Source organism: Paracoccaceae bacterium (assembly GCA_012103375.1).
Lineage (GTDB): Bacteria > Pseudomonadota > Alphaproteobacteria > Rhodobacterales > Rhodobacteraceae > WLWX01.
Genome location: WLWX01000001.1, coordinates 489,164 through 503,606, shown reverse-complemented (window position 1 = coordinate 503,606; position 14,443 = coordinate 489,164). Strand labels below are relative to the sequence as shown.

The following is a 14,443-nucleotide window of genomic DNA, read 5'->3' as shown; positions in this document are numbered from 1 at the left end:
CACTGTTCCTCAACCAATTTCAATCTCGATCCGCCCGTCCTTCAATCGCGCAGGATAAGTCGCCAGCGCCTCGCACACCGGCGCGCGTAATGCTGCCCCGGTCTGGTAGTTGAAGCGCCCGTTGTGCTTGGGGCATTCGATGGTGTCGTCCATCACCAGCCCGTCGGCCAGATGTACTTTTTCATGGGTACACAACCCGTCCGTTGCGAAGACCTCGCCATCGGACGTCCGATAGACAGCGAAGGTTCGATCCCCGTGGTCAAACCGAATAACGTCTTCCAGATCAATATCTTCGGCGTCGCAAACATCCACCCACGCGCTCATGCCTCTGCCCCCCGCGATGGAATGCCGTCGACGGCATGGAATTCTTCACGATAGGGCCGCGCGGTCGGTGGCAACGCGCGGGGCAGCGTATATCCAGCCTCTCGCGTCTGGCGAGCCAGCGCATAAATCAGATCGCCATAGGCGTCGGCGATCGAGGCGTTCGGCGCCGGCAGATCATGCTTGATCAGGGCGTGCAGGCGCGGCAGCGCGTGGTAAGGAACCATTGGAAACATATGATGTTCCACGTGATAGTTCATGTTCCAGTAGAGCCATCGGGAGACCGGATTGATATACACCGTGCGGCTGTTCAGCCGGTGGTCCAACACATCCTCGGCCAGCCCGCCGTGCTGCAAAAGACCCATCATCACCAGATGCCAGCAGCCATAGATCCGCGGGCCGCCGATCAGCAGCAATGGCAGGATCGACCAGCTGACCAGCGCCATCAGGATCGCGGTAGCGTAGATGCCCATGTGGATCCGCGCCCAGAACACCGCCTTGGCACGTTCGGCTTCGGGGATGTAATCCTGCTCAGCTTCTGACACGATGCCTAAAGAGTTCCTTGCAAGCGCCCGTAAATCATAAATAATATCCGGCAAGCCGATGAACTTCAGCGCCACCAGGATCAGCGTCGGCGGGCGCATCAGCGCAATCTCTGGATCGCGCCCGATGATGATGGTGTCGGTGTGGTGGCGCGCATGGCTCCACCGCCACGAGATTGGATTGCGCATCACCATGAAGGACGCGATGTGATAGACGGCGTCGTTCTTCCAGCCGGTCCTGAAGGCCGTTCCATGACCGCATTCATGCCAGCGGCTGTCACAGACGGTGCCATACAGCACCCCATAGCCAAGCAGAAACGGCACCGCCCACCAACTGCCCCACAAGGCGATCACCGACGATCCGGTGAAGATCAGCAGCAGGAACCAAAGCAACGTGTCCTGATCCGCCTGCGCGTCGCTGCGTTTCATCAGGAATTTCATCACCTTGCGCGGCACTTCTGAATGATACCATTCAGCTGAGGCAAGCCCCAGTTCGACGGCGCGCTGATTGTTCGGCCCCACAAGGCTGTAGTCGCGTTTGATCTGCGGGTTGAAAGCATTCATGTGCAATCCTTCCCATTTGTCGAAGCGGCGCCATGCAACTTGGGGTATACTCCCGACGGCTGAGGGTACTCATTTTCCGGCTGCCCGGAAATGGCAGCGATGCGGGCGCGGGCCCCACTCAGATCCGCAGCTCCGTCGAGCACCCGGAAGCGTGCGTCATACGGGCGCTCTGCCCCCGGGGGCAGCCAGATCATCTCATCCCGGTCGCGCGCGAAATTGTTGCCGGGCAGATGGTGGGTCGAAGGTTCCAGGCCCAGGACATATTCACCGGCGCGGAAATTCTGCCATTGCAGGGCAACGGGAAGCTGGTCTTTTCGGGTGGTGATTTCCAGGCCAAGGCCCAGATGATCGTTGATCAACGCCATTGGGACCAGCCCGGCCGCATCCGCCAACATATCGTGCTGCCAGACCTGTTCGCCCAGACCGACGCGCGGTTCAGGGACGGTGCGATACCCGATGCCCTGCGCGTCCAAACCGTGTTCGGCGTGGGTGGCGTGGATCACTTCGGCAATCGGTGCGACAAACTCCGCATTTTTATCAAGCAGCGGATAGCCAAGGTTAACGTGATACATGAACATATGCGGTTCGACCGAAAACCCTGCGTTTACGACGCGATCCCTCAGCCGAACCTCATTCCCGCCAAGGTCCGCTTCGATCCGGCGATGCAGGTGCAGGACCTCTCCGAAAATGGTGGCCTGCACCGTGACGCCTTCGGCCCAAAGGGTGCAGGTATCGCCCGACCAAGCCTCGCCATAGCCGGTCAGGCGCGCCGGGGTATTGCTGATCCGGCCGTGCAACCCGTGGGTCACCGTGGCCTTGCGCGGATAGCCATAGGTATCTGCGGGCACGGTTTCGGGCCCGAGTGTGTGATCCAGCCCGCAGGTTGCCAGAAACCCGGTAAAGCCCCGGTTCCATCCCAACCCGTCATCCTCGGCGGCATTGTGCAGCCCCGGGTGCCGCATCCCGGCGGCCGATTGCCAGCCGATCGCGCGCCCCTTGTGCGACAGCGCCGAAATATCCATTGCCCGGTCGACCGATACGGTGAAATCCAACCCGCTGCCGGTCGCGAAATCCAGCACCCGCATGCCACGCCCGGCGCCATCTTCCAGTGTCGACAATCGCACCCCGCCAATCTGGCTGAGGTTGCCGGTCCGCTGCGCCAGCGACGCGGCCGTATGGTCGGTGCCGAACAATCGGGTCATCGGACGGTTGATCCTTGCGGTGCAGGCATTGGCCAAATGTGACGGGTAATCGACGGGTAAGTCAAACGAATTGAGTTGATTTTTGGGGTTTTCTGAGGTGTTCTCAACAAGTTTGCGCAGTTATCCACAGATATTTACGATCAACAATGCCCAAAAACGCTCTGTCGATGCGTGAATGGCTTGCATGTATACCCCAAAATACCTCAGAATATTACGCGATGCCGCGACCAACCATGTCAGATGTCGCCCGCGAGGCGCATGTATCGCTCGCCACAGTAGACAGGGCGCTGAACGGTCGTGGCGGGGTGCGTGCGCAGACCCGGGCGCAGATCACGGCCGCGGCGCACCGGTTGGGCTATCCGGTCGCTGAAGCAGACGGGTCGATCACACCGCCTGCCCCGGTGCGTCTGGTGTTCCTTCTGCCGGACGGCACCAATGCGTTTATCAACGATCTGGCGCAGCAGGTGGCCGCGCAATCGGATCCGGCCAAGGGGATCCGGGCCAGCGTTGAACTGGTGGCGGAATTCAACCCGACAGCACTGGCGGCACGTCTGGTGGCGCTGAAGGGAACTGTTGACGGGATCGCCCTGGTCGCGCTGGATCATCCCCAGGTGCGCGAGGCGATCCGCGAATTGCTGGCGGCGGGAACGCATCTGGTTACGCTGGCCTCGGACATTCTGAACGTTCCACACCAGGGGTATGTCGGGATCGACAACGCCCAGGCGGGGCGGCTGGCGGGGTATCTGCTGGGGCGGTTTCTTGGGCCGGGGGCCACCGGAAAAGTGGCGTTCTTTGCAGGCTCTCTGTTCTATCGCGGGCATCTGGAACGCGAGATGGGATTTCGTCAGGTTCTGACCGAAGATTTCCCGGCGCTGGAACTGGTCGAACTGCGCGAGGTGCAAGAGGATCGCACCCGCGCCGAGGCTGAAATGACGCAGTTACTGGCCCGCCACCCCGATCTGGCCGGAATCTACAACGCCGGGGGCGCAACAGCGGGCATCGCGGCGGCATTACGACGCGGGCCGCGAAATCCGGTTTTCATCGCGCATGAGGTGACCACCGCCACCAAGGCGCTGCTGCTGGACAACACACTGGATGCTGTCATTGACCAGAACCCCGGCGCCGAAGTGGCCGAGGCGCTGCGCCTGCTGAAGGGCGCGGCGCGCAGGCAGACCGTCGCGGTAATGCCGCCCCAGATGCGGGTATTCTTTCGTGAAAACCTGCCAGAGGCGTAGCAGCTCGGCGCGCGCCAGAAACGCGCCAGCACCAATCGGATCACGGCAGGCCCAAGTCCCCTCGCCAATGTCTTTTCGCCAAAAATACTCCGGGGAGGTCTGGAGGGGCTGGCCCCTCCAGCCACCGATCGCACTCCATCGTTTCCGCCATTCTCAAGGCTCTGACCGTCGGCCCTGAAACCACTCCTCGTAGGATTTCCAAGATTGGCCTTATCCCAAGACCGAAAAACTTGATTCCTCGTTGATTTCGCGCCGCCGCGAATAAAACCCGGCATCGATTATGTGCCCGGTGTAGGGCATGGTGAATTGCAGCGGGGTGATGTCGTGATCTGTCCCGCCCTCGACATAATCCACCAGCGCAGCTATCAGCTTGCCCGCAATCGGTGCGTTCTTGTACTGGTTCCCGCTGGACCCGCAGGCCATATAGAAACCGCCCAGCGCGGACTTGTCATAGATGGGAATCCAGTCGGTCGAGGCATCATAGAGGTCCACCACCCCGCGCGCCTTGGACGGGATGCCAAGCGAGGGCACCCGCTGGCCATAGCGCATCGCCTGCGTTGTCCATTGATCGGTAAAGTCGCGGTTATAGTCGGTGTCGTTCTCGGCCCACTGGTGCGGATCGCAGGGCGGATCTTCCGAGCCGACAAGAATATTGTTGCCGTGTTCGGGGCGGATGTAACAGGCGATATCGCTGTCCGACACGACCATGCCTTCCGCGTCGAAGTCGAACCCTTCGGGCGCTGGGACATGGGTAACCTCTTGCCGCAAGGGCCGGGTCTTGATCGTCATGTCGTCCAGCACACCCGCCAGCGCGTTGATATGGGCCGATCCGGGACCGGCGACGTTGATCACGACGGGGGCTTCGATCACCTCGCCATCCGATAGCGCCACGCCGGTGACCTTGCCGCCCGATTGCAGGATCTTGGCCACCTCGACCCCCATACGAAACTGCGCCCCATGCAGGCGGGCCGCATCGGCGAGGTTTTGCGATGACAGCGCCGGGTCGGTGACGTAACCGGCGTTTTTCCAGAACACCCCTCCGGTCAGGTGCCCTCCGTTCGGCTTGCCGAATTCCGGGTCGTCCATCCGCCGCGCCGGGCTGAAACTGTCGAGGCTGTAGATCGGCAGGCGCGCGGTGATCTGGTCGGCGTCCCATTCCTCGACCGGGATGTTCAGGGCGCGGCTGTTTTCGAGGTGTCTGGCAAGCTGGTCATTTTCTTCGGTTTTCATGACCAGGCAGCCGCATTCCTTGAACTGCGCCAATTCGGCGTCCGCAGGCAGGCCCAGATATGCCGCCCAGTCGCGCCAGTAGTGATACCCTTCCCAGGCAAAGGCGGTGCCGTCGAAGGTGGAATAATGCATGCGGATGATCGCGCAGGACCCGGCGGTCGACCCGTGGCCGATCTGGCTGTTGCGGTCCAGCGACAGGGTCTTCCAGCCCGCCTTGGCCATTTCAAACGCGACCGCCGTGCCGATCACGCCGGTGCCGATGATGATCGCATCGGGGGTGTTGGTCATGGATTCGTCCTTTGATTGGCACCGGGTTTGGGTTTTTTCTGACACCGTCCGACAGGGCGCGCACGATGCCTGAGGCTGACCGAAACTCCACCCTTGAAGCGGATTATTGTCAAGGCACCGCATGCGTTTACAACGTCCGCCGTCAGGCGGTTGGCGCGCCTGTGATATCGATCCAGGGCATGCAATCGTAGCCGAAATTCCCCCGCGCATTCGCGTCTACTAAAGATTTAGTTTGACAACGCGAAACCGCTGACACCAGTATCACGGACCGGTGAACACCGGCACGAACAAACTCTATGGGAGGAGACGAGATGCGTAAGTATCTGCTCTCCGCCGTTGCGGTTTCGGCCGTAATCGCGGGGCCTAACGCTGCGCTTGCCGATGCGGCAGCAGCGAAGAAATGGATCGACGAGGAATTCCAGCCCTCGACGTTGACCAAAGACGAACAAATGTCGGAATTGCAGTGGTTCATTGACGCCGCCGCACCGTATTCCGGTATGGAAATCAACGTATTGTCGGAAGGTATTCCGACGCATGGGTACGAATCCGACGTTCTGACCAAGGCGTTCGAGGATATCACCGGGATCAAGGTGAACCACCAGATCCTGGGTGAAGGCGAGGTTGTGCAGGCTGTGCAGACACAGATGCAGACCCAGCGGAACCTCTATGACGGCTACGTCAATGACTCGGATCTGATCGGCACCCACTCGCGCCTGCAACTGGCCTATAACCTGACTGAGCAGATGGCCGGTGACTGGGCGGCGACAACATCGCCGACACTGGACCTGGATGACTTCATGGGTCTTCAGTTCACCACCGGGCCGGATGGCAACCTGTACCAACTGCCCGACCAGCAGTTCGCGAACCTTTACTGGTTCCGCAAGGACTGGTTCGACGATGCTGACAACCAGGCCGCCTTCAAGGCCAAATACGGCTATGACCTGGGCGTTCCGGTCAATTGGTCGGCTTACGAGGACATTGCCGACTTCTTCAGCAATGACGTGAAGGAGGTCGACGGCACTACGATCTATGGCCACATGGATTACGGCAAACGCGCGCCTGACCTGGGCTGGCGGATGACCGACGCCTGGCTGTCGATGGCCGGTGCCGGGTCGAAGGGTGAGCCGAACGGCATCCCGATCGACGAATGGGGCATCCGCATGGAAGCCGGAACCTGTAACCCGGTCGGTGCGAGCGTTTCGCGCGGTGGTGCAGCGAACGGCCCGGCGGCAGTTTACGCGATCCGCAAGTGGGACGAATGGCTGCGCGCTTACGCCCCTCCGGGTGCGGCGTCGTTTGACTTCTACCAGTCGCTACCCGCACTGGCACAAGGCAACGTGGCCCAGCAGATCTTCTGGTACACTGCGTTCACCGCCGACATGGTGAAGCCGCAGTCGGAAGGCAACAACACGGTGGACGCCGATGGCAATCCGCTGTGGCGGATGGCACCCAGCCCGCATGGCCCTTATTGGGAAGAAGGCCAGAAGGTTGGCTATCAGGACGTGGGAAGCTGGACGTTCCTCAAGTCCACGCCGTCGGACCGTGCGCAGGCCGCATGGCTTTATGCGCAGTTCGTGACCTCCAAGACGGTCGACGTGAAGAAGTCCCACGTGGGTCTGACCTTCATGCGCGACTCGACCGTGAACCACGAAAGCTTCACCGAACGTGCGCCCAAGCTGGGTGGTCTGGTCGAGTTCTACCGCTCGCCTGACCGCGTCGCATGGTCGCCAACCGGCATCAACGTGCCGGACTATCCCAAGCTGGCGCAAATCTGGTGGCAGCAGATCGGTGACGTGAACTCAGGCGCGTTCACCCCTCAGCAGGCGATGGATCGTCTGGCCGAGGAGATGGATATCACCATGGCCCGGATGCAGGCCGCTGACGAGGCCGCCAATGTCTATGGTGGTTGCGGTCCGCGCCTGAATGAAGAGCGTGACGCCGAATACTGGTTTGCCAACGGTGGTGCCAAGCCGCCGCTGGACAACGAAAAGCCGCAGGGCGAGACCGTCAACTATGACGACCTCGTCGCACGCTGGAACCAGTAAGCACACCCTCCCTGTTGGTCGCGGTCCCAGAACCGCGACCAGACAACCGCCGATCCCGGTTAAAATCGGGGTCGGCAATCGCAGGCCGGGCTTCAGCCCGGCATCACCAATGCAGCCGGGGGGAAACCCGGCCTACGGGATCACGCATGACGGTAGAACTTAAAAATGCCAGCAAGGTTGTGCGGGGGATCACGCATATAAAACCGACGTCGCTGCTGCTGGACACCGGGCATTTCAACGTCCTGTTGGGCCAAACCGGGTCGGGCAAGACGTCGCTGATCAAGCTGATGGCGGGGCTGGATCCGCTTGCCTCTGGTCAGATCTTCATGGACGGCAATGATGTCAGCAAGCTGAGCACACAGAAGCGCAACATCAGCCTGGTCCACCAGTTTTTCGTCAACTATCCGCATATGAACGTCTTCGACAACATCGCCTCCCCCCTTCGGGTCGCAGGCATGGCGAAGTCGGAAATCGAAGGGCGCGTGCAGGAAGCCGCCGATATCCTGCAACTGGGCCCGATGCTGAAACGCCGCCCGCACGAGCTGTCGGGCGGGCAGCAGCAGCGCACCGCGCTGGCGCGCGCCATCGCCAAGGAAAGCCGGGCGGTGTTCCTGGATGAGCCGCTGGCGAACCTCGATTACAAACTGCGAGAGGAATTGCGCGAACAACTGCCCGAGCTGTTCGCCGGGCGTGGCGCAGTGGTCGTCTATGCGACCTCGGAACCCGAAGAAGCGTTGTTGCTGGGCGGCAAGACCGCGCTGATGAACGACGGGCGGGTGACGCAATTCGGCGCGACGGCGCAGATCTACCGCGAACCGCAGGATCTGACCTCGGCGCAGGTCTTCTCGGACCCGCCGATCAATGTGGCAGCGATGACCAAACAGGGAACGACGGCGCGGCTGGGTGCGGGCGTGGAATGGACGCTGGCGGGCGAAGCGGCCGGATTGGCCGACGGCATCTATACGGTCGCAATCCGGCCTAATCACGTCACGCCGGTCAAGCACGGCGATCACAATGTTCCGGTGAAAGGCACCGTGCAAATTACCGAGCTTTCGGGCTCGGAAAGCAGCGCGCATTTCACCTTTGGCGAGGACAGCTGGGTGTCACTGGCCCCCGGCGTGCATCCCTATAAGATCGGCGAAGATCATAAGTTTTTCATGGACCCGTCCAAGTGCTATTTCTTTGCACCTGACGGCCAGATTGTGGCCTGAGGGGCGCGCGGAATGGCAAAAATTACTCTGTCCCAGCTGCGCCACAGCTATGATCCCGAAGCCATCACCGAGGATGAATTCGCGCTGAAGATGATCGACCTCGACTGGGACGATGGCGGGGCCTATGCCCTGCTGGGGCCGTCGGGCTGCGGGAAATCGACCTTGCTGAACATCATTTCCGGCCTTTTGGAACCGTCCGAAGGCCGGGTGCTGTTCGATGACAAGGACGTCACGCATCTGCCGCCGGATCAGCGCAACATCGCGCAGGTGTTCCAGTTTCCGGTGATCTACGACACGATGAGCGTTTACGACAACCTCGCCTTCCCGCTGCGCAATCGCGGGATTCCCGCCGCCAAAGTGGACGAAAGCGTGCGCGAGATTGCCGAGATGCTGGAAGTGACCGACATGCTGAAAGTGCGGGCGGCGAACCTGTCGCCCGACAACAAGCAGAAGATCTCGATGGGGCGGGGCCTGGTGCGTGATGACGTTAACGTGGTGATGTTTGACGAACCGCTGACCGTGATCGACCCGCATTTGAAGTGGAAGCTGCGTTCCAAGCTGAAAGAGCTGCATCAAAGGGTGAAGGCAACGATGATCTACGTCACCCACGACCAGACCGAGGCGCTGACCTTCGCCGATCAGGTGGTTGTCATGCAGGACGGGCTGATCGTGCAGATCGGCACGCCGGTCGAATTGTTCGAACGGCCCGCGCATACGTTTGTGGGTCACTTCATCGGCTCTCCGGGTATGAACGTCCTGCCTGCCGAGGTGCGCGACGGGGCGGCGTTTTTCAACGGCGCGCAAGTGGCGCTGGAAGGAAAGATCGGCGACCGGGACGGCACGCCCGAGATTGGCGTGCGGCCCGAGTATGTCGCGATCAGCGACAGCGGACTGCCCGCGACAGTCAGGAAAGTCGCCGACATTGGCCGCCATAACGTGGTCGAGGCGATGCTGGGCGACATCCGCGTCAACGCGATTGTCGAGGCGGACCCGCCCGCGCAGGGCGACACCGTGCATCTGGCGTTCAAGCCCGAACAGACACGGCTTTACCGCGACGGCTGGCTGGCAACTTAGGGGGCCGCATTATGAAAGTTGTCAACCAACGCGCCTGGCTGTTCGTTTTGCCAGTTGTCATCCTGGTCGCCTTCAACGCGCTGATCCCGATGATGACGGTCGTCAATTATTCGGTGCAGGAGACCTTCGGCAACAACGTGTTCTTCTGGCAGGGTCTCGACTGGTTCATCCAGTTGATGCGGTCCGAGCGGTTCCACGCCGCGCTTGGGCGCCAGTTCATGTTCACCGGGCTGATCCTGCTGATCGAGGTGCCTTTGGGTGTCATCATCGCACTGTCGATGCCGAAGAAGGGTTTCTGGGTGCCGGTCTGTCTGGTGACGATGGCCCTGCCGATGCTGATCCCGTGGAACGTTGTCGGGGCGATGTGGAACATCTTCACCCTGCCCGACATCGGTTTGCTGGGCTATTTCCTGAACCACACCCTGGGCATCAACTATGACATGACGCAGGATCCGTTCGCCGCCTGGGTGACGATCATCACGATGGATGTGTGGCACTGGACCTCGCTGGTGGTGCTGCTCAGCTATGCCGGGTTGGTGTCGATCCCCGACGCCTATTATCAGGCCGCGAAGATTGACGGGGCGTCGAACTGGTCGGTGTTCCGCTATATCCAACTGCCCAAGATGAAGCGGGTGCTGACCATCGCGGTGCTGCTGCGGTTCATGGACAGTTTCAACATCTATACCGAACCCTTCGTGCTGACCGGTGGTGGTCCGGGCAATTCAACGACGCTGTTGTCGATTGATCTGGTCAAGATCGCACTGGGTCAGTTTGACCTTGGCCCGGCGGCCGCGATGAGCCTGATTTACTTCGCAATCACCCTTCTGGTCAGCTGGCTGTTCTACACCATCATGACCAAAGACGAGAATTGAGGGCGGGATGGGACAAAAATCAAAGCACAAGCCGGGCGAGCGTCTGTCTGAGGGGAGGCGCCGCAACCTTGGTTCGGGGCACTTAATGATGGCCAAGCACATCCCACAATTGGAAGGTTTGGTGACTTATCCAAAGCGCCTGCCCGTCGGGCAGACAGGCGCTCGCCCGGCGCCTTTCAGGCTTGATTCTGGGCGGAAGGCGATGCGTTCAGACAGCGAAACCAACGTGGTAATACTGGCGGTCGCATCATGAAAAAACGCAACCTGATCCCGATCCTCTATATCCTGTTCCTGATGCTGCCGATCTATTGGCTGGTCGCGATGAGCTTCAAGACAACCGGAGAAATCATCGGCGGGTTTTCCCTGTTCCCGCAGACCTGGACGTTCGACAACTACCGGGTGATCTTCACCGATCCGACCTGGTATTGGGGCTATATCAACTCGATCCTCTACGTGTCGCTGAACACGGTGATCTCGGTCTGTGTGGCGCTGCCGGCGGCCTATGCGTTTTCGCGGTTTTCGTTTCTGGGCGACAAGCATCTGTTCTTCTGGCTGCTGACCAACCGGATGGCCCCGGCGGCGGTGTTCGCGCTGCCGTTTTTCCAGCTTTACTCGGCGGTCGGATTGTTCGACACGCATCTGGCGGTCGCCCTCGCCCACTGCCTGTTCAACATCCCGCTGGCGGTATGGATTCTGGAAGGATTCATGGGCGGCGTTCCAAAGGAACTGGACGAGACGGCCTATGTCGACGGCTATTCCTTCCCGCACTTCTTCGTCACGATCTTCCTGCCTGCGATCAAGGCGGGCGTGGGCGTTGCGGCATTCTTCTGCTTCATGTTCTCTTGGGTCGAATTGCTACTGGCCAAAACCCTGACGGCGGTCGAGGCGAAACCGATTGCGGCGACGATGACCAAGACGGCCTCAAGCGCAGGATATGAATTGGGCCTGTTGGCCGCCGCCGGGACGCTGACGATCATTCCCGGTGCCATCGTGATCTATTTCGTGCGGAACTACATCGCCAAGGGCTTTGCCCTGGGGAGGGTTTGATATGCTGACATGGATGGCCTGGACTTGGCCGACCGCATTCGTTTTCATCGGCATTTTCAGCGCCATGGGCGTGCTGACCGTGCTGGAAATCAAACGCCCCGGCGGGGCGGAACGGCGTGGGATACTGGGGCTGACGACGACGCGCGGCGACCGGTTGTTCATCACGCTTCTGGGGTCGGTCTATATCTTCCTCGCGTGGCTTGGGCTGGTCGGACTGCCGCTGTGGGGACCGCTGGGGCTGGCCATCGCCTGGGCCGTGTTCTGCTTCTGGAAAGTGTGACTTAATCTTGCGTCACCGAAATTGAGCATTTGCCGAATCCGATGGATTCCTTAAGGGTAAGGCCGGGGACATGACCGAAACCGGGGACCGGATGCGGCAAAAAAAGAAAACCGACTTCCTGACCGAGGTCGAACTGGAATTCATGACCGCGCTTTGGTCGCTGGAACAGGGCTCTGTGCGCGATATTCTGGGCGCCCTCGCGCCGACGCGCAATCTGGCCTATACTTCGGCTGCGACGATCATGCGGATACTTGAGAATAAGGAGTTCGTGACGAGTACGCGGGACGGCAAAACCTTCATTTACCGGCCCAGTTTAACCAAGGATACCTATCAGACACGCTCGCTCAAGAACCTGTCGGCGAAACTGTTTGATGACACGCCGGCCTCGCTGGTTGCGCGACTGGTCGACGACGATGAATTGTCCGAAGAGGCAATCGAGGAAATTCGAGCGTTGCTGGATCGGAGGTTGAATGATGATCGAGACTAGCGCTGTATTCGACGCCTATATCAATGCCAATATCCTGTTGATCGTGGCCTATTTTGGCTGGCTTACCGTCACCTTCGGGCTGGACCGTGCCGGGTTCGGCGGGGCACATACCGCGCGCCTGTCACTTCTGAACGGCGTTTTCCTTGCGATCCTGTTCACACCTGTCGTGGTCGTTGCCTATGGCGCAATGCTCAGCGCGGGTGCGCTTCCGCCCGGTGTCTCGCTTTCGGTGTCGGATTTCGTTGTGGCGCAATATCTGAACGGCGGATTCGCCATGAAACCGACCGAGTTTGAATCGGTCATGGATCTGCGCGCGACCCTTAGTGCGCAAATCCTGTCGATGTCGTCGGTAACCGGTATGGTCATCGCATCGGCGCTAATTGCCGGGTTTGTCTGGTTCGCCGCAAAACTGGCGCTGAACATCCGCACCCTGCGCAGTATCATCCGCGACAGCCATCTGTGGCGGCGGTTTGGCGTTGTCGAGTTGCGGCTGTCGGACCGCGTTTCGGTGCCGTTTTCGACCCGTGGCTGGCGGCGGCGGTATGTCGTGATCCCCTCAGCCATGCTGGCCGACAGCGCTGACCTGAAGATGGCGCTGGCGCATGAATTTCAGCACCTGCGGCACTCTGATCTGGAGTGGGAGATCGCGCTGGAATTTCTGCGCCCTCTGTTTTTCTGGAACCCGGTGTTTTTCCTATGGAAGCGCCGTGTCGAACACCTGCGCGAACTGGCCTGTGACCAGCGCGTTCTGGCCACCCGGCGCTTTGATGTCGCCGATTATTGCGAATGCCTGCTGCGGGTTTGCCGCGACAGTCTTGCGCGCCGTGCGGGCGGTTGGGGCGCGGTGCCCAGGGTGGCGCTGGTGGCAACGGATGGGCATTCGCCAGCGACTGCGCCATTCCTGCGCCAACGTTTCACTGCGATGCTGGATGGCGGGCGCGGGCGATATTCGCGCGCGGTTAACACTGGTCTGATGATCGCGCTGGTGTTGCTGATTTCGACTGTTGCGGTGTCGATCCAGAAAACCGGCGATTGGAGCCATGATCGCCTGATGCTGTCCACAATCGTCAATCTTGAGCGGTTGGAAGTCATCAATACGTTTGGGCAGCGCAGGCCCTGAGGATCGGCGCAGAGGGTTTCCCCGCTGCGCCGGACCCATCACTTGCAGATCACCACTTCGGCGTATTCAGACGGCACAACAAAGCCGTCTGGTCCGTCCGTGTTGAACTGGGCTGCCAACGCGCGCAGGTCATCTTCCAGCGCCTGCCCCTTGTCGCCCAATGCGATGAACGCTTTGTGCAGCGGGCCATAGTAGGTGCGGAACACGTCGATGAAGTGATCGAACGAGGCATAGCGGAAAGTGAACGTCTTCAACGTCACGTCGATCGAGGTAACTTTGTCGCCAAACATCTCGGCCAATGCATCGGCGTCGCCCCACATTGCCGGGGACCGCATGCCCGGTGCGGGGGGATGTGCTTGCCCAGTGTTTTGAAGACCTGACCGATGAAACTGCCTGCGGTCCAGTTTGCCAGAGCAATTGTGCCGCCTTTTCGCACCACGCGCGCAAGCTCGGACGCCGCAGTGAATTGATCGGGCGTGAACATCACGCCGAAAGTTGACAGAACAACGTCGAATTTGTTGTCAGCGAACGGCAGCGCCTCGGCGTCGGCCGTTTGGAACCGAACCGGCAGCCCTTCGGCAGCGGCGCGCAACTGGCCCCGGTCCAGCAGTGATTGCACATAGTCGGTCGAGGTCACGTCGCAGTAGCGGCGCGCGGCAGCCAACGTGGCGTTTCCGTTTCCGGCAGCGACGTCCAGCACGGTGGTTCCGGCGCGCAGATTGATCGCCTCGCACAGCGTCTCACCGACGATCTGAATTGTGGTGCCGACGACGGCGTAGTCGCCCGAGGCCCATGCGGCCTGTTGCTTGGTCTTGACGGCGGCGAAGTCGGGGGTTTGGATTTGCATGTTCATGGGATTGGTCTTTCCTTGATTGGATTTGCTGATGGGATTGATTGAGAGTTTCTTTGAGATTTTGCGGGCCAT

General features: G+C 60.4%; 13 protein-coding genes and 1 pseudogene. 9 read left to right on the top strand and 5 right to left on the bottom strand.

Annotated features, from left to right (window positions below; translation table 11 throughout):
- Nucleotides 1–9 precede the first annotated feature (9 nt).
- From GKR99_02635 to GKR99_02625, 3 genes are read right to left on the bottom strand one after another with little or no spacing between them, the layout of a single operon-like run.
- Nucleotides 10–324 carry a Rieske 2Fe-2S domain-containing protein gene (locus tag GKR99_02635; protein NKB26503.1) on the bottom strand — a complete coding sequence of 105 codons (315 nt, stop codon included), beginning with the start codon at nt 322–324 and terminating at the stop codon, nt 10–12.
- The gene (locus GKR99_02630; protein ID NKB26502.1) at nt 321–1,427 is read right to left on the bottom strand and encodes a fatty acid desaturase; all 1,107 of its coding nucleotides are present in this window, start codon (nt 1,425–1,427) and stop codon (nt 321–323) included. The genes GKR99_02635 and GKR99_02630 overlap by 4 nt, the downstream gene beginning before the upstream one ends.
- Nucleotides 1,424–2,629: a DUF4432 family protein gene (locus tag GKR99_02625; GenBank protein NKB26501.1), complete on the bottom strand. Its 1,206-nt coding sequence runs from the start codon at nt 2,627–2,629 to the stop codon at nt 1,424–1,426. Before GKR99_02625 ends, GKR99_02630 begins: the two co-directional genes overlap by 4 nt.
- Nucleotides 2,630–2,847: 218 nt before the next feature.
- Between GKR99_02625 and GKR99_02620 the strand changes: the two genes are divergently transcribed.
- A complete protein-coding gene (locus GKR99_02620) occupies nt 2,848–3,864 on the top strand; it encodes a substrate-binding domain-containing protein (protein ID NKB26500.1) in 1,017 nt (338 codons plus the stop codon).
- Nucleotides 3,865–4,074: 210 nt separating this feature from the next.
- On the opposite strand, the gene GKR99_02615 is transcribed toward GKR99_02620, so the two are convergent.
- Entirely contained in the window at nt 4,075–5,382 is a 1,308-nt protein-coding gene (locus tag GKR99_02615; GenBank protein ID NKB26499.1) for an FAD-dependent oxidoreductase, read from the bottom strand.
- A gap of 311 nt (nt 5,383–5,693) precedes the next feature.
- On the opposite strand from GKR99_02615, the gene GKR99_02610 reads away from it, so the two are divergent.
- The 8 genes from GKR99_02610 (at nt 5,694) to GKR99_02575 (ending at nt 13,518) form a co-directional block, all read left to right on the top strand.
- The gene (locus GKR99_02610; GenBank protein ID NKB26498.1) at nt 5,694–7,427 is read left to right on the top strand and encodes an extracellular solute-binding protein; all 1,734 of its coding nucleotides are present in this window, start codon (nt 5,694–5,696) and stop codon (nt 7,425–7,427) included.
- A 146-nt stretch (nt 7,428–7,573) separates the two neighbouring features.
- On the top strand, nt 7,574–8,638 hold the full coding sequence (locus GKR99_02605; GenBank protein ID NKB26497.1) for an ATP-binding cassette domain-containing protein: 1,065 nt from the start codon (nt 7,574–7,576) through the stop codon (nt 8,636–8,638).
- A 12-nt stretch (nt 8,639–8,650) separates the two neighbouring features.
- Nucleotides 8,651–9,712 carry an ATP-binding cassette domain-containing protein gene (locus tag GKR99_02600; GenBank protein NKB26496.1) on the top strand — a complete coding sequence of 354 codons (1,062 nt, stop codon included), beginning with the start codon at nt 8,651–8,653 and terminating at the stop codon, nt 9,710–9,712.
- 11 nt (nt 9,713–9,723) lie between these two features.
- Nucleotides 9,724–10,584, top strand: coding sequence for an ABC transporter permease subunit (locus GKR99_02595; protein ID NKB26495.1), 861 nt, complete (start codon nt 9,724–9,726; stop codon nt 10,582–10,584).
- Nucleotides 10,585–10,833: 249 nt separating this feature from the next.
- The gene (locus GKR99_02590; protein NKB26494.1) at nt 10,834–11,631 is read left to right on the top strand and encodes an ABC transporter permease subunit; all 798 of its coding nucleotides are present in this window, start codon (nt 10,834–10,836) and stop codon (nt 11,629–11,631) included.
- Nucleotide 11,632: 1 nt separating this feature from the next.
- The gene (locus GKR99_02585) at nt 11,633–11,911 is read left to right on the top strand and encodes a hypothetical protein (protein NKB26493.1); all 279 of its coding nucleotides are present in this window, start codon (nt 11,633–11,635) and stop codon (nt 11,909–11,911) included.
- A 91-nt stretch (nt 11,912–12,002) separates the two neighbouring features.
- On the top strand, nt 12,003–12,398 hold the full coding sequence (locus tag GKR99_02580; GenBank protein ID NKB26492.1) for a BlaI/MecI/CopY family transcriptional regulator: 396 nt from the start codon (nt 12,003–12,005) through the stop codon (nt 12,396–12,398).
- Nucleotides 12,382–13,518: a hypothetical protein gene (locus GKR99_02575; GenBank protein ID NKB26491.1), complete on the top strand. Its 1,137-nt coding sequence runs from the start codon at nt 12,382–12,384 to the stop codon at nt 13,516–13,518. Before GKR99_02580 ends, GKR99_02575 begins: the two co-directional genes overlap by 17 nt.
- A 38-nt stretch (nt 13,519–13,556) precedes the next feature.
- Here the strand turns inward: GKR99_02575 and GKR99_02570 are convergent.
- A pseudogene (locus GKR99_02570) lies at nt 13,557–14,371 on the bottom strand (methyltransferase domain-containing protein).
- Between the last annotated feature and the right edge of the window lie 72 nt (nt 14,372–14,443).